Source organism: Paraglaciecola arctica, from assembly GCF_018861065.1.
In the GTDB taxonomy this organism is placed as follows: Bacteria; Pseudomonadota; Gammaproteobacteria; order Enterobacterales; family Alteromonadaceae; genus Paraglaciecola; species Paraglaciecola arctica_B.
This window is the reverse complement of sequence record NZ_JAHKQO010000049.1, coordinates 102,353-125,794: the sequence shown is the minus strand read 5'-3', so window position 1 is coordinate 125,794 and position 23,442 is coordinate 102,353. Positions and strand designations below refer to the sequence as shown.

Here is a 23,442-nt window from a genome sequence, read left to right as displayed (position 1 = left end):
CTAAACATACCGTGAGTCTACTTCCAGTCATAAAGTCTGTATAGCGTTGACAAAACTGAGATTACATCTCTGATTTCAAAACAATACTTCAACGACAAGAAAAAATTAATAATAAATACAAGTAGTTACAAGAATTAACGAGAAGAAATACCACCCACTCAGAGTGATTTTATTGTTACAAAAACATAAAGCAATTGTTACATATAGTAATAGTGGTTAAGGTGTTTTGTCGTTTTTATAAGCACTCAATCATCGAAGATCTCCAGTCTCAAAAAATTAATTGAGCCGCAGCCTGCAAACTAATTCACTTAATAATATTTAGTCGTTTTGGATGGAGAGTTACTAAACCGAAAAATTTCACTAACGCTTTATGACTTTTAGTTTTAGGGCTTTTGTTTTAGGTTTACAGGTTATAATCGCCCTTTAAAATCGCTTGGGGGATAAATGTCGAAAATAGTATCAATCGCTCAAAGAATGAATATTAAAACTTTGGTATGGCCGATATTCGTTGAACAACTAATGCGCATGAGTTTGATGTCTATCGACGTATTTATGCTCACCCAATACTCTCAGGCAGCGGTAGCAGCCGTTGGGCTCACCGGACATTTTATTTTTTTCTTAATCCTTAGCTATAACATTGTCTCTTCTGGAGGTGCGGTTTTAATTGGTCAACACTTAGGTGCAAACAAACCAGAGCACGCCCAACAATACTCACAAAATAGTCTACTGATGTCATTAGCAAGTTCAATAATAATTGGGTTATTGTTTTTCCTAGGCAGTCCCACTTTTATTCATTCCTTTAATCTTGCGGCAGATGTCGAGAAATTCGCCATTCAATACAGCATCATATTAGGTGGATTATCAATTGGTATGTCTCTAAGCATTATGTTTTCAAGCATTCTTAGGGCGTATGGCTATACAAAATCCCCTATGGTCATTCAGTTGATAGCGGGATTAATTAACCTTATAGGCAACTACTTTGCCTTGTACCCTCCTTTTGGTTTGCCACAAACAGCGGTAGTTGGCGTTGCTTTTGCTACTATCGCTAGCCAGATAATTAGTGCGATTATGTGTTGGTTTGTTATTAAACATCATAAAATCCCCCTTAGTTTTAGGGCGATATTTAAACCCGACCTAATCAAATTGAAGAAAATATTAAAGATAGGCTTACCCAATGCCGGCGAAAGCATTTCCTATAATATGGCGCAAATAACAATTATGTTTTTTGTTGCGCAGTTAGGCACAGTCGCATTAGCCGCTGCCGCTATAGTGCAAACCATCGCAAGGTTTATGTTTGTATTCTCACTTTCCTTAGGCAATGGTGCACAAATTTTGAGTAGCTTCTATGTGGGTCAAAGGCGATATGCAGAACTCAAATTAAAGGTTCACAAATACTGGATGTTGGGCGTTATCGTTTCGTTTACCGTGACCTTAGGCATGATCATCGCTCGAGATCCTATTGCCGCCATATTTAGTAATCATGAGCAAACTAAACAACTCATATCCTTATTGTTGATTGTTTCGTTGTTTTTAGAATCAGGAAGAGCCATTAACCTTATTGTTATCGCTGCTTTAAAAGGTGCTGGTGATGTATTTTTTCCCGTCAAAATAGGCATTTTAGCAATGTGGGGGATTGGTGTGTTTTGGGCCTATACTTTAGGGATTTATTGGGCTTGGGGGCTGGTTGGCATCTGGATAGCAATAGGTTTAGACGAATGGTCCCGAGGCATCATTATGATTATGCGATGGCGAGGTGAGAAATGGACTAAGATGGGGCAAATAGAAGCGCCTCAATAGCTAAACTATGGGTTTGGTGTGCTTTGATCTTCGTCCAAAACCCAACTTAACAACAGGATTACTCAGCCAGTTATATGACTTTCCAAGCATACGATGGGGACTTATTTTAAACTAAAGCGCTATACACTAAGAGCTAATCAACTTAGGTTTACCGATTCAATCAAAAATAGATTGCAAAATTTTTGATAATTTTTTCCCCCATGATTGAACTTATTCTCCGCCAGCTCGTCTGAGTATATAGTTTTTATGTGTGTTCTCCTTCAAGCCTGAGTTATCTCAGGCTTTTTTTTAGCCAATTTTGCAAGCTGCGTAACCGTAACGGCTGTTTCCGGCAATATTCGCTGGGTAGTGAATATTGACGCCGAAAATGTACTTTTAGATATAGACAATAATCTACTAGATTTAGTACGCCAGCGGGCACCTATCGCTCTGAACCTATTACAGACGGTACCACTATCTATTTTAGCAATGACAACCTTCTCTATCAGTTAGCTGTAAACGGTTTAACCAATGCCACTGTGTTACACACAGCGTCAAATCATATTACTAAGATTGACATAGGCAACAATTCCCTTGGTTATCAATTGGAATATTTTGAGATTAAGTCTATTGCCAAAACTGGTGGTACACCAACTAACTTGGCTTCAGTAGAAGCTGATGAAAACATCAACCTGGCGTATGTGAAAGGCATTAAGGTTTATTATAATAAATCGGTGGTTACAGCAGTGATCAAACCTTTGTTCGCCGGAATAATCAATGAAGGAGGTTCTGGTATGAGCGAAATTACCGATGCCTCTTGGTTCGGCGATTTGTTTAAAACAAGTTACGCTATCGATTCCCCTAGCCATTAAACGGCTATGATTGATAGGATCTTTGTACGTCAGTCAAAGAATAATTCTGGTAACACCGCTGGTTGGGAGGGGGCAACAATAAAAGTTGTTGATTTAACCACCGCAACTATCGGAATCACCTTAGGAATTTTACCGGAGTCACAGGAGATTTATGATTTTCGTAGTTCCGATTTTGACGACAATACTTTTTGCAAACTTGATGTACTGTTAAGTGGCTTTTTTCAGTATCAACCAGATATTTTCTTTCTAAACGCGACCAATGAAAATTCCCTAGTACGAGTAACGGATACTCCAGAGAAAAATGAGTCGGTATCTTTTTAAACTCTCTCAATACACCTTTATTTGCTGTTATTGAAAATGATGGCTGCTAGATGCGGCGAAGAGTTTTTTTTAAATAAAGAAAACAAATATTGAACTTAATCTAAAAACGCCCCTCTGAGTATATAGTTTTTATGTGTGTTCTCTTTCAAGCCTGATTAATTTCAGGCTTTTTTTTTGTTTTTTATGATCTAGCCTTTCAGCAACTTTACCCTGCCTATCCTGCTTATTCTGCCTATTCTGCTTATTCTGCCTATTCTGCTTATTCTGCTTATTCTGCTTATCACAGCAAAACTGGCATCTAAATAGATCTCAACAAGCTGTTTGGGTAACGAGAGTTATAAATCAATCACTGATAAGTCAAGGTGGCCATCCGCCTCTTCAGGTGTTGCTAACCTTGGTAATGTGCCAATAAAAGGTGCATCTAGCAGGCTTTTTAAGCTCTCAAGATTTTCATTCAAAAATGGCATCTCAGGATCCACCAGATTTGCTACCCATCCGGCTATTTTTAAACCATCATTACGGATACATTCTGCGGTCAACACGGCATGATTTAAACACCCTAAACGCATCCCTACAACCAAAATTACCGATAGATTTTGCGCTACAACAAACTCTGATAAATACCTAGGTTGATTTTCATAATCGCTACCTAGTGGTAAACGCCACCCACCAGCGCCTTCAACAATTAATACGTCGGGAGCCTTCTGAAAGATACGATTAAAACCTTCTCGCACTTCATCAATAGAGATCGATGAAGTAGCGTTTTCTTGACTTAAAGATTGCGCGGCTAAATGGGGTGCAATGGCCGCTTCGAATGCAATGGGATTGACTTCATCATAACTCAAATCAATGCTGGAACGTCGTTGCAAAGCCAATGCATCTTCGTTACGCAGACCTTGTGAGGTTAATTTACAACCGGAAGCAATTGGTTTGTATCCAGCGGTTAACAAGCCCTTCTTATTGAGCAAAATAAGTAGCGCTTCACTGACAAAAGTTTTTCCTACTTCGGTATCTGTGCCTGTTACAAAAAAAGCACGGCGTTTTACTGATAAATGTCCCATGGGAGTCCTATTTAACAACTAATCGGATTTATTTACTGCAGTGTAAGAAGCAGACCTGATAAGTTAACGGAAGTTGCATATTTTCAGCGTATTTTTGCTGATAATACGTTTCAAGATGTTGCAGCGTCTTACGATTTAACGCGCTTTTATTTTGACTAAGAGTAGAGTTAATTGCTGGCGAACTTTGGCTTGATAACAGCACATTTGCACCAATTGATTTTATCGATGATAACAGTTTTTTGATGTCATGATGCCAAGTGATATATTGTTTTTCACGCATATTCACCTGTAAACCTTGTTGTTTTGCGGCATCACTCCAAGACTCGGCAGTGGCAAAATCATTGACATGACGATGGCTATCAATGCTTGACCAACTATCGTTTAGTTGTGTAAATGAACCATCACACATAATCGCCAATATTGCCTTTGCTCCAGGTGCCATAACGCGGCTTATTTCAGACATCACTAGGTGTTGATTTTCCGCCCATTGCAAAACCATGGACGAGAACAACATATCAACCGACCCACTTGCCAATGGCAAAGAATCGGCGTCACCTTGCAACCAACAAATTGACGGGTCAGGTATTTCATTATTTTGTTGCGCGTATGCCAACATACCAAAGGCTAAGTCCATAGCCACTAGCCTGTCGCACCTATCGCTAAGACGCTGACTAATTCGTCCTGTTCCACAGCCAATATCTAAGCCCGTTTTGTAATGAGAAGGCAAATAAGCTAATGCGTCGAAGGCGATATCTAATTGCACATCAGCAACAGAATTATAGGTATTAGCAGCACGGCTAAATTGCTGAGCAATACGCTTTTTATTGCGACTGGAAATAGTCGTACTAGTCATCAAACTATTACCTTTTTGTTTTCCTGTAAAACAATCTGTAGCGCATCTACCAAGGCTTGGATATCACGAGGTTCGTGAGCGGCAGTTAGGGTAATACGTAATCTATCGGTGTTTTTAGGTACGGTTGGATAACGTATTGCCGTTACCCATAATCCCAAGGACTTAAGTTTTTCACTTGCTAACGAGGCTTGCTTTGCATCACCTATCAACAACGGTTGAATTGCAGAATTTGATGGTATAAGTGACAAGCCCGCTTGAATAGCTAAAGATTTAAACTGTTCGATTCGTTGCGCAAGAATGGTGCGGCGTTCGGAATTTTGCTTAGCTTGTAAACTCATCAAGGTCGCATACGCTTGCGCTGCCGGCATAGCGGTACTGTAGATATAATGCTTGGCGAAGTTAATTAAGTAATCAATCAAGTCAGCGCTACCGGCAACGAAGGCACCAGCCGTGCCTATTGCTTTCCCAAAAGTCGCCATCAATATTGGAACTTGTTGTTGGGTCATATTGTGGGCTTCTATTACTCCCCTACCGTTTTCGCCTAACGTACCAAAACCATGGGCATCGTCGACCATCAACCAGGCGTTAGACTCTTTAGTTTTTATAGCCAGCTCTGGCAAAGGGGCTTGGTCGCCATCCATACTAAAGACCCCTTCAGTGGCGACTAAAACGCTTTGTTGAGGGGATTGAATATTCGTGTTCAATAAACGCTGCAAATGCTGGAGATCGTTGTGTTTAAAACGCGATAACTTAGCCAATGAACCTTGTGCTCCTTCTATAAAAGAAGCATGCATTAGTTTGTCGGCAATAATCAGATCTTGAAATTCACTATGCTTTTGAGCAAATAACGCTTGGCACACGGCTTGATTAGCGGCAAAGCCAGAATTAAACAGTAATACCTTGTCGCGATTGAGTTCAGTTGCTATGTACTCTTCTAACGCCTGATGAGCATTGGTGTACCCAGTCACGAGTGGCGAAGCTCCACTACCGCCACCATATTCACTTACGCCATCAACCCATGCTTGCATTACCACACTTGAGCGCCGCATCGCTAAATAGTCGTTGCTAGAGAAATTAATATAGTGCTGACCTGCAATTTCTATTAGCGGTCCTTGAGCAGAATTAATTGTTTTGCGCGAGCGTATTAACCCTTCGCTGCGACGTTTATCAAGTGCCGCAGCAATAAAATCAAACGCCATTAGCCGGAAACAGTTTCTGGTTGTTTAGCAGAGGCGTCATAAAATAAGTTTTCATTGGTTTTGTCTTCGATTTCTTCTAACAAAGCCGCTTCATGGGCTTCATCTGAATATTCACGCGTCTGCGCGGAATTTATCCCCAATTTTTTAAATAACATCACATCTTCATGTGTTTCAGGGTTTGAGGTAGTTAATAACTTGCAGCCATAAAAGATTGAATTTGCCCCTGCCATAAAACACATGGCTTGCATTTGTTCATTCATCGCCTCTCTACCAGCGGATAAACGCACATATGACTTAGGCATCATTATTCTAGCAATAGCGATGGTACGGATAAATTCGAAATAATCTAAGTCTTCTACGTTCTCCATAGGTGTGCCTTTCACTTTAACCAACATATTAATAGGCACACTTTCTGGGTGATGTTCAAGGTTGGCTAGTTGCAATAACAAACTTGAACGGTCAGTTGCAGTTTCGCCCATTCCTACTATCCCTCCAGAGCAAACATTCATCCCTGCTCCTCTGACATTATCTAATGTATCCAACCTATCTTGATATGTACGAGTGGTAATGATGTCTCCATAAAATTCCGGAGAGGTATCTAGGTTATGGTTGTAATAATCAAGTCCAGCTTGTTTCAGAGACAGTGCTTGGTCTCGAGTTAACATACCCAAAGTCATACAGGTTTCTAAACCCAGCTTTTTTACTTCTTTAACCATCTGCGTGACATAGGGCATATCTCTATCTCTAGGATTACGCCATGCCGCTCCCATACAAAAACGAGTAGAGCCGGTTTGTTTCGCTTCTTTAGCACGCTGAATGACTTTTTCCACTTCCATCAAACGTTCTTTTTCTAACCCGGTATCATAACGCGCGCTTTGAGGACAATATTTACAGTCTTCTGGGCAAGCACCTGTTTTAATCGACAACAAAGTACTCACTTGCACTTGGTTTGGATCGAAATGTTGTCTGTGAATTGTTTGCGCCTGAAACATCAAGTCGTTAAACGGTAGATTAAAAAGAGTATTCACCTCTTCAATCGTCCAGTCATGACGGATATTAGCTTGATTGATTGATGAAGAAGGGTTTAAAGACACATTGTTTGAAGACATTGGGGCAACCTTTGGTTTTCAGACTTTACTAAATGATTCAAGGCGCTTAGTCTATGGGGCGCGACAGCATTGTCAACTTAATTAAAACTCAAACCTTTACAAGTGAACACATTTTGACCAATCAGAATTTACGCTTTGACCAGCAACACATTTGGCATCCCTATACCTCTGCAATTAATCCACTTCCATGTTATGAAGTTAAACACGCTGAAGGAGTATATATTCATCTTGCAACGGGTGAAAAACTAGTGGATGGGGTATCTTCTTGGTGGACCGCAATTCACGGTTATAATCACCCTGATTTGAACCATGCAATTAAACATCAAGTTGATGATTTTGCCCATGTCATGTTTGGTGGTCTTACCCATCAGCCTGCAATTGATCTATGTCGCACCTTGATCAATATTACGCCCCAAGGCCTAGACCGAGTATTTCTTGCCGACTCAGGCTCGGTGTCAGTTGAAGTGGCCATGAAAATGGCGTTGCAATATTGGGCATGCCAAGGTAATTCCAAAAAACACAAATTTATTACTCCTCGCAACGGTTACCATGGCGATACATTTGCGGCAATGTCTGTTTGTGATCCTGTCAATGGGATGCATAGTTTATTTACTGATGCGCTTGCTTCGCAAATTTTTGCTCCAGCTCCGCAAACTCGTTTCGATCGTCAGTGGAATGAAGACGATATTCAACCGTTAGAACAACTTATTCAAACTCATCACAATGAACTTGCAGCCTTGATAATCGAACCCATAGTGCAAAATGCCGGTGGTATGCGGATATATCATCCTGAATATTTAAAGCGCTGTAGGCAACTTTGCGATGATTACAACCTACTGTTAATTTGTGACGAGATTGCTACTGGATTTGGCCGCACCGGCAAATTATTTGCCTGTGAACATGCTGATATCAGCCCTGATATTATGTGTCTAGGAAAGGCATTAACAGGTGGTTACATGACACTCGCTGCGACTATTTGTTCTGAAGATGTTGCGCAAGGGGTATGCCAAGGAGAGCCTGGCGTATTTATGCATGGCCCTACTTTTATGGGTAATGCCCTTGCCTGTGCAGTGGCCAATGCCAGTCTGAAAATCATTCAACAAAATCACTGGCAAGCACAAGTCTCGCAAATTGAAGAGCAGCTTAGAATTGAGTTAGCACCTTGCATGAATTTAGATGCGGTCGCTGACGTACGCGTGCTGGGCGCAATTGGTGTAGTAGAGTGCAAAGCTGCGGTTAATGTAGCTCAGTTGCAACAAGCCCTAGTGCAACAAGGGGTGTGGATCAGGCCATTCGGTAAATTGGTTTATATCATGCCACCTTATATTATTAGTCAGGCACAATTGACACAATTAACCCAAGCTATTTACCAGGTTCTTAAATAAATCCTGGTAAATAGAACCACTAATGAAAAACGGCGGGAGTTTGTTCACTTAGCTGCTGTAATTGTGCCTGTAAAAGCTGCGTGGCGGGATCCTTAGGGCACTTTCGAATAAAATACTGGTAATCTGCAATCGCCACTTGAGTACAATCTAATTGGTGTAATAAAAATCCTCTATCCCTTCTTTCATAGGGATCGTTAGGGCACAAGTTGACTAACAACTCTACTGCGGTCAAAGCATTTGAATAACTCTTTTCGTTAATATACGAGGCTTTCAAATTATGCAGTAATCTAACAATTGTTTCGTCACAACTTGCTTCATCTAAAGCTTCTTCTGGCATTTTTTCATCTTCCATTTCATGCAAAATAGAAAAATAAAGAGACTCCAAATCTTGGCGACTGAGCTGTTTACCGTTTAAGGGATCTAAATAAATATTGGCTTGATGAGGAAATCGACATTTAATTAAAAAGTGTCCCGGGAAATTGACGCCGCAAACATCAAATCCAAGAGTTTTGCCCATAGCTTGGAAAACAATAGCAAGGCTAACAGGAATGCCAGTGCGATAATCAAGAACGTGATCTAACAAGCTGTATTGACATGAGAAATAGTTTTTTTCGTCACCGCTAAACGCAAGCTCAACATAAAAGAACTGAACAAACCGCTCAAAACTATTTGCGTCGATATCCGTTGAGTTAATAAATGACTTGGCTTGCTCAATCCATAGGCCTACCTGCTTTAGATACGTATCTGGTACACAGTCGCTAGGCTGAAACACACTAGCCAACTGCAAACTAGCCATCAAATAGTCCCCTTGAACGATAGCCTGTTTTAACTGTTTCACTTACCTTACCCCACTAAATTTGCTCACTCCTTTTTATCGGTTTAAGTGGTGTAACCTTTACTGAAAATAACAGCTCATTTCAAAAATAAAATCTAAGCCGCTGTAAAACCATAGTATTAAAGTAGCTGAAACGAATTTAAAACAAAATCGGCTGTTTACTGACAGCCACCATGCCCGCATACGCTATCGAGCACAACGCGCCAACCAAACCTACGCCACGCATCAAACCATTGCGCCCCAGCTTTAGCGCTAAAGTCACCATAAAGATGTACATCACCAACGCCAATAGTTTTTCAGTGACCCATGCATCTACAAAAGGATATTGTTTAAGTAAAATACATAAGGTAACAACCGTTATCAGTAGAACCGTATCGACTATGTGGGGAACGATTTTTAACCACTTCTTTTGTGCCATGGGTGACTGCAGCGCATTAAGTACAAAACGTACTAAAAACAACAGAACACTCAGCGCAATCGCCGTTAAATGAGTATGTTTAACAATTTCGTACATTCTTAATCAACCTTAAATTTATAAAAATACAATCAGCTATCGCTACACAAATTTTGCATAATACTTTCAATTTCATCGATATTTTCTTGCAAAAGTTCAACCATTTTTGGATCGAACTGCTGTCCTTTCTCGGCGACAATGACCTCCATGACTTTTTCTACCGGCCATGCTTCTTTGTAACTACGCTTGGTGCGCATCGCATCGAAGGCATCAGCAATACTCGCTATCCTACAAAATATGTGTATTCCCTCACCAGACTTACCTCTGGGGTAACCTTTACCATTCCAGTATTCATGGTGATCTCTAGCGATGAGTGCGGCGGCTTTGATAAGAGGCCGGCTAGAATCTCTCAACAAGTTGTAACCTATCTCTGCATGGTTTCGCACTTTGAGCATTTCCTCATTATCGAGGTTTCCCGGTTTCAACATGATTCTGTCAGAAATTCTAATTTTACCTATGTCGTGAAGAGGCACTGCTAGACATAGTGTTTTTAAATCTTGTTTAGATAAGTTGGCAGCTTTACCTAACACTTCACAAATTCTAACCATACGTTTTGTGTGGTTCTCACTACCGAAATTTTCTTCTAACGAATCAGCTAAACGTTCAATCACTTCTTTTTGTGTATCTTCAATATCTTTATTTAACAACACGTTATCGAATGCAATTTGAACATTTTGGGAAAATATTTCGATTAAATGTTTGTCAGTATCGGTTAATTTTCTCGGTAACCCTGACATGTAAAGTAATGAGCCCTTTTTAATTTTACTGTCACAATATACGACTAGGTACTCATCTTCATAAACCATGGATTTATTGGCATAAGCTTGCTGGCATGAAATTAACTCTCGCCCACTTATCACCTCTTCCAAACGGTTTCCCTCTTTATTTTCGTATTCCCCTCTACCTGTAAAAACGTATAGTTCCGAGCTGTTGTATTGTTCTATCGGTTTAGGACCTACTACTGCAGAGGTTAAATAAGCAGTATCTCGTGTTCCTCCCAGCAATGAGGCTAATTGTTGAACTATACCTTCGATGAAACTTTCTAGGGAATGAATACTGAACAGGTCAGCGGACGCAGAGATAATTTTCTCCAATCCCTGCCTATTTTCTTCAATAACAATAATATCGCGGTAAGAGCGAAGTGCAGAAATCACCACAGTGAAAAGTTTTTGCGCAGTCAATTCAGTTTTAGATTTGTAATCATTAATATCATAATTAATGATTACATCACGCTCTGGTGCTTGGCCTGGTTGCCCGGTACGCAAAATAATGCGAGTAAAATGGTTGTCAGCTTCGTTTCTAATAAATTCAGCTACTTTTAAGCCCGCATCATCAGTTTCCATCACCACGTCTAATAGCACAACGGCTATATCATCATGTTCCAGAAACATCTTCTTTGCTTCTTCGCCGTCAAACGCGCTGATGAACTCTAGATCTTTTTCTTGAAAAACAAAGTCCCCAAGAGCAAGTTTTGTGACGGCATGTACTTCAGGTTCGTCATCAACTATCAAAACTTTCCATTTGCCATGCCATTCAACTTCTTCTTCAGTATCTTCGGCGAACAATATCTCGTCAGACATAACACTTTCCCTTAAAACAATGACTTGGTAATAAGTTGTAGCTAATACTACCCTGCAAAAATTTTACGTTAAGTTATAACTAAATGCTTGAAACAACAACTTAAAAGGACATAAAAATATTGCTTTAAATCCTAACAGTTATTGAAAACTCCCGAAGGTAATACGAGGTAAGCCATTGAGATCGTCGTGAGTGCAGATATTGTTGTATGCGTTTTCTTTAAATATTTCAGTCACTGCCGCTCCTTGTTGGTATCCATGTTCAATGACTAACCAGCCGTTACCACTCAAATAACGCCTACTTTGAGCAACTATATGGCGAATATCTTCAAGACCATCATGTCCCGCTGTTAAAGCACTGCTGGGTTCAAAGCGAACGTCCCCGAGTTTTAAATAACGGTTTTCTTCTTCAATATACGGAGGGTTGCTAACAATTAGATCAAATTGTTGTGCTGCTACAGCGGAAAACCAATCACTGTGCATAAACGCGACTCGTTCTAAGTTATTTGAAGTAGCGTTGTGTTTAGACAAAGTTACCGCATCGGACTGCTTGTCGACGCCAGTAATCACCCAATTGTGCTTTTCACTTGCCAGAGCCAACGCGATAGCCCCAGTACCAGTTCCTAAATCCAATACTTTTGCACTCTCAGGTAAATCCAGAGTAAGCGCTATTTCCACTAAGAGTTCAGTTTCAGGACGAGGGATCAACGTATCTGGAGTAACCTTTAAGCGCAAGGTCCAAAAGTCCCTGTAACCAATAATATGTGCCACTGGATGACCGGCAGATCTTTGCTCAACAAATTCTTTAAAGGTTTGCATCTGCAATTCATCTAGTAACTTTTCGGGCCAGGTATGCAGATACACCAGTTCTTTGTTTAAACTGGCTGCTAACAATACTTTGCTATCAATAGCAGCTGATTCATGTAAACCATCATCACTCACACCTCTATCCCTGAGTTGAGTTTTAGCCCAAACCAATGCTTGCGCTATGGTAAGCAATGAATCCCCCAAAACAATCTATTCGTCAGAAAGAGAAGACAACAGATCGGCTTGGTGCTCTTGCCTTATAGGCTCTAACACCGCATTTAAGTCACCTGCAATTACATCATCTAAACAATATAAGGTCAGGTTAATACGATGGTCGGTGACTCGTCCTTGTGGAAAGTTATAAGTGCGAATACGTTCTGAACGGTCTCCACTTGCCACTAGATTGCGGCGGGTAGATGTCTCGTCTTCTAGGCGTTTGTCTTCTTCTAATTGAGTCAAACGAGATTGCAAAATAGCCATCGCCTTGGCTCGATTTTTATGTTGCGAGCGTTCATCTTGACATTCAACCACTATGCCAGATGGATTATGGGTAATACGAATAGCCGAGTCAGTTTTATTTACATGCTGTCCACCAGCGCCAGAAGCTCGAAAGGTATCAATTTTTAAATCTGCTTTATTTATTTCAATGGCTTCAGATTCAGGTATTTCTGGCATCACTACCACAGTACATGCAGAAGTATGAATACGCCCTTGTGATTCTGTATCTGGTACTCGTTGAACACGATGTCCACCAGACTCAAACTTCATAATACCGTAAGAACCGTCACCAATTATATTGGCAATCACAACTTTATATCCGCCATGCTCACCTTCGTTGGCGGTCACAAGCTCAACTTTCCAGCCTTGTTTTTCAGCATAACGACTGTACATTCGAAACAAATCGCCCGCAAAGATTGCAGCTTCGTCTCCCCCTGCTCCCGCGCGGATCTCCACAAAACAGTTACTTTCGTCATTGGGATCTTTGGGCAATAACAAAACTTGTAGTTCTTGAGTAAATTGCTCGATGCTCTGTTTGGAGGTTTTATATTCCTCTTGAGCCATTTCACGCATTTCCGCGTCGTCTTCTTGCATCATCTCCTGAGCTGACTCAAAGTCTTGTTGGGCTTGTTGATAATCCCTAAAACACTTCACTACATCTTCTAATTGTGAATATTCTTTGGTTAATCCTCTGTACCTGTCTTGGTCAGCAATCACTTCTACTTCGCCTAATAAGGCTTGGACCTCTTCGAAGCGTTCAATCAAGGTTTCTAGTTTACGTTGAACCGATTCTTTCATTATTTTCCTGTACGCGGACTAACTTTGCCGCTAATTATCTGATTTTTTTAAGTCTAATGCATCAATTAGTAATGCTAGCTGCTGTGAATCTTGTTCACTAGCCGCATTTTTTAATGCTTTGGTTGGCGCATGAATGAGACTATTGGTTAATTTATTGGCAAGTTCAATAACTACTTGTTCGGCGTCTTTACCATCTGCTAATTGGTTTAACGCTTTACTTACTAGGCTATCGCGCTGCATAGCACTTTGGTCGCGAAACCCCTTTAATACATCAATAGAAGTTTGACTTTGTTGCCAACGCATAAACTGTTGAACTTGTTGTTCTACCATATCATCAGCAAGTGCAGCCGCATCCTGTCGATTGGCTAAGTTTTTTTCTACTATTTGCTGCAAATCATCCACAGTATATAAATAGGCGTCGTCTAACTCCCCTACTTCGGCCTCAACATCACGAGGTACAGCCAAATCCACAAAAAACATTGGTTTATGTTTACGCTCTTTTAAAGCACTTTGAACTAAACCTTTACCTAAAATAGGCAGTTGGCTCGCAGTCGAACTAATAACAATATCAGCGTCTTTTAAATGTTGCGGAATCTGCGCCAAAGTTAATACAGAGGCATGTAGCGGCTCTGCTATTTTTTGGGCCCTCGCCAAGGTACGGTTTGCTACTGTGAGTGACTTAACATTCTGCTCGTAGAGGTGTTTGGCAACAAGTTCTATGGTTTCGCCCGCACCAATCAACAGCACCCGGCTTTTTTCTAAGGATGAAAAAATATGTTTAGCTAGTTGAACTGACGCGTAGGCAACTGAAACAGCATTCGCTCCAATATCTGTTTCATTACGTACTCTTTTTGCTACAGCAAAAGTGTGTTGAAACAATCTTTCAAAATAGCCTTTAATCACCCCAGAATTTCTAGCATCAGTAAACGCTTGTTTTACTTGGCCTAAAATTTGTGGCTCACCTAACATCATGGAATCTAATCCACAGGCCACTCTCATAATATGATTTGCCGCCTGTTGCTCGGTATACAAATAACTGTTTTCTTCCAAATCATTTAGTTGCACACCATGAAAATTAGCTAACCAATGAACAATGTTCATTGTCTGTTGTGAGTCAAGTTGCGCATAAACCTCGGTTCTATTACAGGTTGATAAAATCACAGATTCGGTTGCACCAGTGACTTGCCGCAAAGATGCTAGCGCTTGCACTATCGCATCAGGCGAAAACGCTATTTTTTCACGTAACTCAACTGGGGCGGTTTTGTGATTAATACCAAAAGCAATTAGGATCATGGAGTGATTAGACAAACTACAACAAAGGGCTAATTTATTGGCGGCATTGTACGCAAAAGGTAAAACTATTGAAAGCGATGTGCGTTGTATGTTCCTATTGACTCAATCGATTTTTTCTTTTGATGAGTGTGATTCAAACTGTGTTAATCAGCCAACTGAACATAAAACCAACTTTTTTTGTCCTTTTCTTAGTTTTCATTCTATTCGGTTGTGCTAATCCCCCACCACCTCCAGTGAATTTAAATTCTTCTGTGCATCAAGCATCCTTAAAAGGACTAGAACGCTGGTCTATTAAAGGTAAATTAGGTTTTAAAAGCCCTGAAAAGAAACAAAGTGCCAACTTTAGGTGGCAACAAACACCACAACAATTCCAACTTAATATGACATCAGTCATTGGTACATCCCTTGTAAATATGAAAGGTGATGAAAACCTTGTCTCTCTGGTTGCAGATGATGAAACCTACCAAGATACAGATGCCAGTCGCTTGATTTGGCGAGTGACTGGATGGCAGATACCGGTAGAAAAATTACGTTTTTGGATAAAAGGGCAACATCAGCGTGCAGACTTAGTGGAAATTAGCGAACAAGGTTGGGTTAACCAATTGCAACCGAACTGCGACAATTGTGAAAATTGGTTAATCAATTACGACAACTACAAAATAGTAGAGCAAACTTGGTTACCTCATAAAGTAGTTTTACATAACAAGATCAACAACAGTCAGTTAATAATTCGTGTCAACACATGGAATTTACATGAATAACCTCTCCCAGATATGGTGGCCAAGTCCTGCCAAGCTTAATCTTTTTTTACACATTAATGGCCGTTACGAGAACGGCTATCACCAATTACAAAGTTTGTTTCAAATTCTTGATTATGGTGATGAACTCGCTTTTGATGTCAATTCGTCAGGTAAAATCACTCTAGCGGATCCTATTGTAGGGGTTGCAGATGAAGATAATTTAATCGTAAAAGCAGCGCATTTATTAAAACAACATATTCCTGCGGCTCTATCTACTAATCTAGGTTGCACAATACACCTTAAAAAAAGGCTTCCTATGGGAGGAGGAATAGGAGGCGGCTCTTCAAATGCTGCCACCACATTGTTAGTTCTAAACCGTTTGTGGGGTTGCCAGCTAACGGAAGCTGAGTTATCAAAGCTTGGTCTAAGTTTAGGTGCCGACCTGCCTATTTTTATTCAGGGAAACACCGCCTTTGCCGAAGGGGTTGGTGAAAAACTACAACCAGTCAGCTTGCCAAAAAGATCTTATCTAGTGGTATTTCCCAACAGCCATGTATCTACAGCAGAAGTTTTTTCATTAGCAGATCTACCCAGAAATACGCCAAAGATTAACTTTAGCGATTATAGTTTTGCAAACACCCACAATGATTGCCAACAATTAGTTTGTGATCGCTATCCGAATGTTGCAAAAGCATTACACTGGTTGTTAGAATACGCGCCGTCGAGGATGACCGGCACAGGAGCATGTGTTTTTGCAATGTTTGAGCATCATCAGGAAGCGTTAGATGTTCAAAAGTTGTTGCCAACAGGCACAACAAGTTTCGTTGCAAATGGGGTGAATACATCCCTTTTACATAGCCAGATCCAAGCACAAATATAGAAGTTTAATTGGGGTATAGCCAAGTGGTAAGGCAACGGGTTTTGATCCCGTCATTCGTTGGTTCGAGTCCAGCTACCCCAGCCAATTTTGATAATAACTTGGCATTGGAAATAGAAGGTTTTGATCCGCGACTATGTCGTTGGTTCGAGTCCAGCTACCCCAGCCAATTTTGATAATAACTTGGCATTGGAATTAGAAGGTTTTGATCCGTGACTATGTCGTTGATTCGAGTCCAGCTACCCCAGCCAATTTTGATAATAACTTGGCATTGGAAATAGAAGGTTTTGATCCGTGACTATGTCGTTGGTTCGAGTCCAGCTACCCCAACCAATTTTGATAATAATTTGGCATTGGAAATAGAAGGTTTTGATCCGCGACATATGTCGTTGGCTCGAGTCCAACTACCCCAGCCAAAATTTAGTAATACTTGTTGAGGCAACAGGTTTTGATCCGCGACTATGTCGTTGGATCGAGTCCAGCTACCCCAGCCAATTTAAAAATTTGGTTACTATGATTATAAGTTTCCTCTACGATTTAATCGCGGAAGTTAACTTTAAAACAGCAATCAATTAATAAGCACTGAGGATATTACCGTGCCGGATATGAAGATTTTCTCTGGAAATGCAGTACCTGAATTGGCCCAGAAAGTAGCAGATAGGCTTTATACCAAGCTAGGACATGCAAGCGTTGGGCGTTTTAGTGATGGAGAAATCAGTGTAGAAATACACGAAAATGTGCGTGGTTCAGACGTTTTTATTGTTCAATCAACTTGTGCGCCAACAAACGACAATTTGATGGAATTGATTGTAATGATTGATGCATTTCGACGTGCCTCTGCGGGTCGAATTACCGCTGTAATTCCTTACTTCGGTTATGCGCGACAAGATAGACGAGTACGCTCTGCAAGGGTACCTATCACAGCTAAAGTCGTAGCTGACTTTTTATCCAATGTGGGAGTAGATCGTGTTTTAACAATCGACTTGCATGCAGAACAAATTCAGGGTTTCTTCGATGTGCCAGTGGATAACGCTTTTGGAACGCCTATTTTGCTGGACGATATGCGTCAACGAGATTTTCACAATCCCGTTGTAGTATCGCCGGATATTGGTGGTGTTGTACGAGCACGTGCTTTAGCAAAATTGATGAATGACACAGATTTGGCGATTATCGATAAACGTCGACCTAAGGCAAATGTAGCCCAAGTTATGCACATTATTGGTGATGTTCAAGACAGAGACTGCATCATAGTTGATGATATGATTGATACGGGCGGCACCTTGGCAAAAGCAGCTGAAGCATTAAAGGCCCATGGCGCTAAAAATGTTTATGCTTATGCTACCCACGCTATTTTTTCGGGTAATGCTGCGCAAAATTTACGTGATTCTGTAATTGATGAAATTATTATCACCGACAGCATCCCTCTTTGCGAAGAAATAAAAGCCCTACCTAAAGTTAAACAATTGACCCTATCTAACATGCTGGCAGAAGCGATTCGAAGAGTTAGTAATGAAGAATCTATCTCTGCAATGTTTGAATATTAAAGTTGGTAATGAATAAGTACAAAATAAGCGGCTTCGATTGGCCGCTTTTTTATTGCTAATTTAGCGCGCTAATACATTGTTTCCAACTCAGACTGGTGTTAATATTCGCCGCCCTTTTTTGGGGACGTTGTAGTTTTCATAGCAATTGTTAGAAAACTTACAGCACTTACGTAAATTTTGGTCGCAAAAATTTACACAAACATACTATTTTATTTTGGAGTTACCACATGTCTGATGGAATTTTCACACTAGACGCAGAAGTCCGTACTGATTTAGGGAAAGGTGCGAGCCGCCGCCTACGTCACGCCGGTAAAGTACCTGCAGTCTTATACGGAGCGGGTAAAGAAGCCGTTTCTTTGACCCTTGATCATAACAAACTTTTTCAAGCCCAAGGCTTTGAAGCTTTTTACTCTCATGTTCTAACTTTGAATATTGGTAAAAAGAAAACAGAAGTATTGGTTAAGGACATGCAACGTCATGCTTTTAAACCTATTGTTATGCATGTTGACTTTTTACGCATTGACGCAAAAGTAGCACTTCACACTAACGTTCCTTTACACTTCATTAATGAAGAAAAAGCGGATTCAATTAAGTTAAATGGTGGCCACGCTGAACATCACATGGTTGATGTTGAAGTAAGTTGTTTACCAGGCGATTTACCTGAGTATATTGAAGTTGACTTATTAAACGTTGAACTAGATCAAACTATTCACTTGAGCGATTTAGTTTTACCTAAAGGTGTCTCTTTAGTTGAGCTAAACAAAGGCGAAGACGACCATGATTTAGCTGTAGTTACAGTTAAACTTGCGAAAGGTCCTAAAGTTGAAGATGAAAGCGACGACGATGCAGATGCAGAAGAAGCACCTGCGGAATAAGTAGCTTGACTGATAAACAATTAGCGCACATTAGCCTAATTGTGGGCCTGGGTAATCCAGGCCCTGAATATCAGCACACACGTCACAATGCGGGTTCGTGGTTTGTAGAATCACTCGCAAAAATGTACAACTGCACCTTAAAACTTGAAAGCAAGTTCTATGGTTACACTGGTCGCATCTCGATTGGTGGTCAAGATATTAGACTTCTCATCCCTACTACCTATATGAACAAAAGTGGCCAAGCTGTTGCGGCCATGGCGAATTTTTATCGAATTCCACTCACAGGTTTGTTAGTAGCATTTGACGAGTTAGATTTGCCTCCAGGTACCGCAAAATTCAAAACTGGTGGTAGCTCTAGTCAAAATGGTATTCGAGATATTGTTAGTAGTATGGCCAATCAAAGAGATTTTTTGCGCTTACGAATAGGCATTGGCCATCCAGGCAATAAAAATCGCGTCACGGGTCATGTATTAGGCAAAGCCCCACAAAAAGAACAACAACAAATTGAAGATGCAATTGACGAAGCAACCCGTTGCCTAGAAATATTAGTCAAAGACGATCTCAAAAAAGCCATGAATCGATTGCATTCGTTCAAGGCAGAATAAAAATTCAATAAACATATTAACTATGGCGCACATCGTCAGTTTATTTATACGAAATTAAGAGGAAAACAAAATGGGTTTTAAATGTGGCATAGTAGGTTTACCAAACGTCGGCAAATCAACACTTTTCAACGCCTTAACCAAAGCCGGAATTGAAGCGGCTAACTTCCCATTTTGTACTATCGAGCCGAATACCGGTGTGGTTCCGGTACCAGACCTGCGCCTAGACAAACTAGCAGCAATAGTTAACCCTAAACGTACCATTCCTACCACTATGGAATTTGTAGATATTGCAGGTTTAGTTGCCGGCGCCTCTAAAGGTGAAGGTTTAGGCAATAAGTTTTTAGCTAATATTCGTGAAACCGACGCCATTGGTCACGTTGTTCGTTGTTTCGACAATGAGAATATTGTCCATGTGGCGGGTAAAGTAAGTCCTCAAGATGATATTGAAATTATTAATACTGAGTTGGCATTATCAGATTTAGAAACAACGGAAAAGGCATTACACAGAGTCGCTAAACGCGCTAAAGGTGGAGATGCCGACGCAAAAGCCGAACTTAAAGTATTGGAAAAAATTAAACCTCATTTGGATGAGGGGGCGCTATTACGTTCATTAGAATTAGATAAGGATGAACTTAAACTTATCAGTTACATGAACTTTTTAACCCTTAAACCAACCATGTATATTGCCAACGTTAATGACGATGGTTTCGAAAACAATCCGTATTTAGACAAAGTACGGGAAATCGCAGCAGCTGAAGGCGCAGTCGTCGTAGCGGTGTGTGCCGAAATCGAAGCGGAAATTGGTGAGCTAGACGACGAAGAAAGAGCTGAATTTATGGCGGATATGGGCTTAGAAGAACCGGGGCTAAACCGTGTTATCCGTTGTGGTTACGAATTACTTGCACTTAACACCTATTTTACCGCTGGTGTTCAAGAAGTACGCGCTTGGACTTACCGAGAAGGTTCTACTGCGCCGCAAACCGCAGGGGTGATTCACACTGACTTCGAAAAAGGATTTATTCGCGCAGAAATTATCAGTTATGAGCACTTCATCGAATTCAACGGTGAACAAGGTGCCAAAGATGCGGGTAAATGGCGATTAGAAGGCAAAGAATATATCGTTAAAGACGGTGATGTTATTCACTTTAGGTTTAACGTTTAGACATTAGTTTAATGTATATCTCCAACACCACATCAGTGTTGGAGAATTCTCGAAACCCGCCCTTAAAGGCTAGTTTGACTAAGAGCCTTAGTTAAAATTTTACTAAACCCCATAAAATCCTCAATATGTGGCAAGTGACCTAAACCCTGCATTTCGTACAATCTACCATTGGGGATAATACTCAACACTTTTTTACCTAATTGGTCATATCTCCCCAGTTCGTAGTGATTGCCTTGTTTTTGCCAATTTCTGCCAGGACCGGTTCTATCCCTAGTTCCGATAATCAAGCTCACCGGCATCGATAAGAGTTCAAATTCGGTGACTACTGGTTGGGTAAATATCATGTCGTACGTTTTGGCATTAACCCACGCAATCAATGCTTTGTCTGGTCCATTTAATTGCCCAACCATAAAGTCAGTTAAGGCCGCATATCGTTGATTCCATTGGCCGTCATAATAAAAATTACGTTGATAATTTTTAACCGTTTCAGCGGTTTTCTTCAGCTCGTTTTTATAGAAAAAGTCAGTGTCTTTGTATTCAACGTATTCTAAATAGTTCTCTAAACCAATCGGGTTAAGTAAAATTAATTGCTTGGTTGAGTTTGGGTACATTAAAGCAAAACGACTTGCCAACATGCCTCCCATCGAATGCCCAAGTACTATGGTGCTTTCAATATCTAAACTATCCAGCAACCTTTTTGTATGACTGGCTAACACAGCAAAAGAGTATTGATAATCTGTTGGTTTAGAAGACTTACCAAAACCAATTTGATCCACCATTAACACACCGTAACCCAACTTTTGTAAAAAACTGGCTGTGGTGGCCCAATAATCGGCAATAAAATTTTTACCATGTAACAATGTCACTACGGGTTTGTTTTCTTGTCTCGGCAAAAAACTATAGGCGAGTTGCAGTGTTTTACCTTGGGATTGCAACTCAAAAAACTTAACTTCATGGCTATAGTCATATTGACTAAGCACAGCATCATAGGAAGCAGTTGTATTTTTTTGTAGTTGCTGTGGTACTTGCGCAGTTGCAATGTTAAATAAAAACAACAAGCTCAAAACTGTTGCTACTTTTTGAAATCCAAACATAGCCTAGGCCTTTTTCATAGAAATAATTTGCGTATCGATTAAAGGTTACCCCGAACCCACCCTCAGCTTGTATACGTCAATGTTTATGGTAGTAACAGTAATATAAGTACTTTGTTCTAATGTACCCAATACAGGGGATAACAATAACTGAAGGAATCGAACCCTCTAGGCATGCCCCTGCGCCTAACCATATCTCAACATAACCCAGTTGACGGGAAACATTCGCCCGCGTACAAACTTACCGTACTTCTTTAATCCAATAAATCTTCAGTCCAGTTTAAAGCCTGAATTTTGACATCCAATTCGCGAAACTGTTTAGAAAACCCATCCGCCATTTTCTGAATGCTCCTTACGTCAACAGCTGGCACAAATTTTATCTCCAGTTTTTTGTAACGGTCTTGTGTCACCGTTGCTTGTTTAGCAAGTTCTCGGTGAAGGTCACGAAGAGAAGCTAATTGATCTCGTTCGCTTAAAATATCCGCCAGCGTATTTTCACTATCAAACTTTATAGTAGTATTAGTTCGATTTATTTTGTTAACTAATATAACCAGTTCTTTTGACACCTTTCCCAAGTCCAAAAGTAACTCATTGGGATCTTCTGCCGGCTTTTCTCCAACTTGGATTTTTGCATTTCTTAATATTCTCTCTTTTAATTGAATTGCCTTTCTTTGTAAGTCAGCACGTATACTTAGAGCTTCAGCGAGTTTCAAATGAATATCCTTAATAGCCTACCAGCGCCATATGTTAAATTAGAGAGTACACAATATGTTTTGTTAAAATGGGCACCATTTAAAATTGCGTATAATTTACTTATCTTGAAGTGATTTCAAACTCAACTTAAAACTCTTTAAGTCGAGTTCAAACAAATATCTATTCTTGCGAAATAAAATACGTACCACTTTCAATGTAAGTAACTAGGTAAGATTTACCAGCTGTGCCAATGGTACAAAGGTCAATATCCGTGCCGGCAATGCTCAACTCATCACAATTGGTGATACTATACCCTCCACTGACCTCACCTTGAGTAGAAGAGGCAATATCTGCACCAGCGATGGCGATAGTGTATGCACCATCAGCAAATACTCTTACTTTGTATTTGTCTGCTTCGGGCGCTTGTTCCTTTTCAAAAATATCCACAGCTCGAGATTGCCCGTCTTGCCATGCAATCACCCAATAGTCCTCTTTATCGTCTAAGGTGACTTCTTTACTGGCTCTATTTTCGCCATTATTCGCATCTTGAATAGCAAAGTCTGTTTTATCGTTATCCGATACCCACTCATAACGGTGGTTGTCGCTCACATCTTCAGCAAGAACTTCCAGTTCTTTAAAGTCACTGTTGAATACATCTCGATTGAACAGTTCACTTTTAACGTGAATCGAAACCGCCCTATCTAAGGTATTGACAACCGCAATATCGGCGTAAGAATCCGTTTCGATTTCTTCGAGGATTTCATCTGCTATTTTATCGGACTCACCACATGCAGTAACGAGGAACAGAGGAATACACAGCGACACTAAAGACAAACGATAATTGATTGGTAACATAATAACTTCCTTGAAAGTAATAAATAGGCCGCTAGTTTATCGGAAAGCACGGCCTCAATATCGTAAAGATTTGTAACGGTTTGAATAAGAATAATTCAAAGT

23 protein-coding genes and 1 tRNA gene are annotated in these 23,442 nt (G+C 40.4%); 11 read left to right on the top strand and 13 right to left on the bottom strand.

Annotated features, from left to right (window positions below; all coding sequences use genetic code 11):
* The first annotated feature begins 444 nt into the window (after positions 1-444).
* From KO534_RS22010 to KO534_RS22000, 3 genes are all read left to right on the top strand, one after another.
* A complete protein-coding gene (locus KO534_RS22010; protein ID WP_215933388.1) occupies positions 445-1,797 on the top strand; it encodes an MATE family efflux transporter in 1,353 nt (450 codons plus the stop codon).
* Between the two features lie 584 nt (positions 1,798-2,381).
* Positions 2,382-2,648: a hypothetical protein gene (locus KO534_RS22005; RefSeq protein WP_215933387.1), complete on the top strand. Its 267-nt coding sequence runs from the start codon at positions 2,382-2,384 to the stop codon at positions 2,646-2,648.
* 6 nt (positions 2,649-2,654) lie between these two features.
* Positions 2,655-2,969 (top strand): hypothetical protein, encoded by a 315-nt coding sequence (locus tag KO534_RS22000; RefSeq protein WP_215933386.1) that lies wholly within the window; start codon positions 2,655-2,657, stop codon positions 2,967-2,969.
* Between the two features lie 335 nt (positions 2,970-3,304).
* Here KO534_RS22000 and bioD read toward each other — a convergent pair whose 3' ends face one another.
* Genes bioD through bioB form a run of 4 tightly spaced genes read right to left on the bottom strand, consistent with a single transcriptional unit; the run spans position 3,305 to position 7,191 of the window.
* On the bottom strand, positions 3,305-4,030 hold the full coding sequence (gene bioD, locus KO534_RS21995; RefSeq protein ID WP_215933385.1) for a dethiobiotin synthase: 726 nt from the start codon (positions 4,028-4,030) through the stop codon (positions 3,305-3,307).
* Positions 4,031-4,058: 28 nt separating this feature from the next.
* Positions 4,059-4,883 (bottom strand): methyltransferase domain-containing protein, encoded by an 825-nt coding sequence (locus tag KO534_RS21990; protein ID WP_215933383.1) that lies wholly within the window; start codon positions 4,881-4,883, stop codon positions 4,059-4,061.
* A complete protein-coding gene (locus KO534_RS21985; RefSeq protein WP_215933381.1) occupies positions 4,883-6,082 on the bottom strand; it encodes an aminotransferase class I/II-fold pyridoxal phosphate-dependent enzyme in 1,200 nt (399 codons plus the stop codon). The genes KO534_RS21990 and KO534_RS21985 overlap by 1 nt, the downstream gene beginning before the upstream one ends.
* Positions 6,082-7,191 (bottom strand): biotin synthase BioB, encoded by a 1,110-nt coding sequence (bioB, locus tag KO534_RS21980; RefSeq protein ID WP_215933379.1) that lies wholly within the window; start codon positions 7,189-7,191, stop codon positions 6,082-6,084. The genes KO534_RS21985 and bioB overlap by 1 nt, the downstream gene beginning before the upstream one ends.
* A 53-nt stretch (positions 7,192-7,244) precedes the next feature.
* Between bioB and bioA the strand changes: the two genes are divergently transcribed.
* Positions 7,245-8,576, top strand: coding sequence for an adenosylmethionine--8-amino-7-oxononanoate transaminase (bioA, locus tag KO534_RS21975; protein ID WP_215933377.1), 1,332 nt, complete (start codon positions 7,245-7,247; stop codon positions 8,574-8,576).
* Between the two features lie 19 nt (positions 8,577-8,595).
* On the opposite strand, the gene KO534_RS21970 is transcribed toward bioA, so the two are convergent.
* The 6 genes from KO534_RS21970 to hemA form a co-directional block, all read right to left on the bottom strand.
* Positions 8,596-9,414 carry a SirB1 family protein gene (locus KO534_RS21970; RefSeq protein WP_215933375.1) on the bottom strand — a complete coding sequence of 273 codons (819 nt, stop codon included), beginning with the start codon at positions 9,412-9,414 and terminating at the stop codon, positions 8,596-8,598.
* A 136-nt stretch (positions 9,415-9,550) separates the two neighbouring features.
* Positions 9,551-9,925: a SirB2 family protein gene (locus tag KO534_RS21965; RefSeq protein WP_215933373.1), complete on the bottom strand. Its 375-nt coding sequence runs from the start codon at positions 9,923-9,925 to the stop codon at positions 9,551-9,553.
* A 32-nt stretch (positions 9,926-9,957) separates the two neighbouring features.
* Positions 9,958-11,505, bottom strand: a complete 1,548-nt coding sequence (locus KO534_RS21960; RefSeq protein WP_215933371.1) for a response regulator — start codon at positions 11,503-11,505, stop codon at positions 9,958-9,960.
* A gap of 138 nt (positions 11,506-11,643) precedes the next feature.
* Positions 11,644-12,501, bottom strand: coding sequence for a peptide chain release factor N(5)-glutamine methyltransferase (gene prmC / locus KO534_RS21955; protein ID WP_252732352.1), 858 nt, complete (start codon positions 12,499-12,501; stop codon positions 11,644-11,646).
* 18 nt (positions 12,502-12,519) lie between these two features.
* Positions 12,520-13,605 carry a peptide chain release factor 1 gene (gene prfA, locus KO534_RS21950; protein WP_215933369.1) on the bottom strand — a complete coding sequence of 362 codons (1,086 nt, stop codon included), beginning with the start codon at positions 13,603-13,605 and terminating at the stop codon, positions 12,520-12,522.
* 30 nt (positions 13,606-13,635) lie between these two features.
* Positions 13,636-14,898, bottom strand: a complete 1,263-nt coding sequence (gene hemA / locus KO534_RS21945) for a glutamyl-tRNA reductase (protein ID WP_215933545.1) — start codon at positions 14,896-14,898, stop codon at positions 13,636-13,638.
* Between the two features lie 233 nt (positions 14,899-15,131).
* Here hemA and lolB point away from each other — a divergent pair, with 233 nt between their 5' ends.
* The 7 genes from lolB to ychF all read left to right on the top strand — a co-directional run bounded on the left by lolB (position 15,132) and on the right by ychF (position 20,701).
* Positions 15,132-15,659, top strand: a complete 528-nt coding sequence (gene lolB / locus KO534_RS21940; RefSeq protein WP_354667971.1) for a lipoprotein insertase outer membrane protein LolB — start codon at positions 15,132-15,134, stop codon at positions 15,657-15,659.
* Positions 15,652-16,518, top strand: coding sequence for a 4-(cytidine 5'-diphospho)-2-C-methyl-D-erythritol kinase (ispE, locus tag KO534_RS21935; RefSeq protein WP_215933364.1), 867 nt, complete (start codon positions 15,652-15,654; stop codon positions 16,516-16,518). The genes lolB and ispE overlap by 8 nt, the downstream gene beginning before the upstream one ends.
* A gap of 9 nt (positions 16,519-16,527) precedes the next feature.
* Positions 16,528-16,602: transfer RNA gene (locus KO534_RS21930), tRNA-Gln, on the top strand.
* Positions 16,603-17,111: 509 nt separating this feature from the next.
* On the top strand, positions 17,112-18,059 hold the full coding sequence (locus tag KO534_RS21925; RefSeq protein ID WP_215933362.1) for a ribose-phosphate pyrophosphokinase: 948 nt from the start codon (positions 17,112-17,114) through the stop codon (positions 18,057-18,059).
* Between the two features lie 227 nt (positions 18,060-18,286).
* A complete protein-coding gene (locus tag KO534_RS21920; RefSeq protein ID WP_215933360.1) occupies positions 18,287-18,934 on the top strand; it encodes a 50S ribosomal protein L25/general stress protein Ctc in 648 nt (215 codons plus the stop codon).
* A gap of 5 nt (positions 18,935-18,939) precedes the next feature.
* Positions 18,940-19,539 (top strand): aminoacyl-tRNA hydrolase, encoded by a 600-nt coding sequence (gene pth / locus KO534_RS21915; RefSeq protein WP_215933358.1) that lies wholly within the window; start codon positions 18,940-18,942, stop codon positions 19,537-19,539.
* A 70-nt stretch (positions 19,540-19,609) separates the two neighbouring features.
* A complete protein-coding gene (gene ychF / locus KO534_RS21910) occupies positions 19,610-20,701 on the top strand; it encodes a redox-regulated ATPase YchF (protein ID WP_215933356.1) in 1,092 nt (363 codons plus the stop codon).
* Positions 20,702-20,763: 62 nt separating this feature from the next.
* On the opposite strand, the gene KO534_RS21905 is transcribed toward ychF, so the two are convergent.
* The 3 genes from KO534_RS21905 to KO534_RS21895 form a co-directional block, all read right to left on the bottom strand.
* Entirely contained in the window at positions 20,764-21,795 is a 1,032-nt protein-coding gene (locus KO534_RS21905; RefSeq protein ID WP_215933354.1) for an alpha/beta fold hydrolase, read from the bottom strand.
* A 251-nt stretch (positions 21,796-22,046) separates the two neighbouring features.
* Positions 22,047-22,505, bottom strand: a complete 459-nt coding sequence (locus tag KO534_RS21900) for a DIP1984 family protein (protein WP_215933352.1) — start codon at positions 22,503-22,505, stop codon at positions 22,047-22,049.
* A 160-nt stretch (positions 22,506-22,665) separates the two neighbouring features.
* Positions 22,666-23,340 carry a hypothetical protein gene (locus KO534_RS21895; protein WP_215933350.1) on the bottom strand — a complete coding sequence of 225 codons (675 nt, stop codon included), beginning with the start codon at positions 23,338-23,340 and terminating at the stop codon, positions 22,666-22,668.
* Between the last annotated feature and the right edge of the window lie 102 nt (positions 23,341-23,442).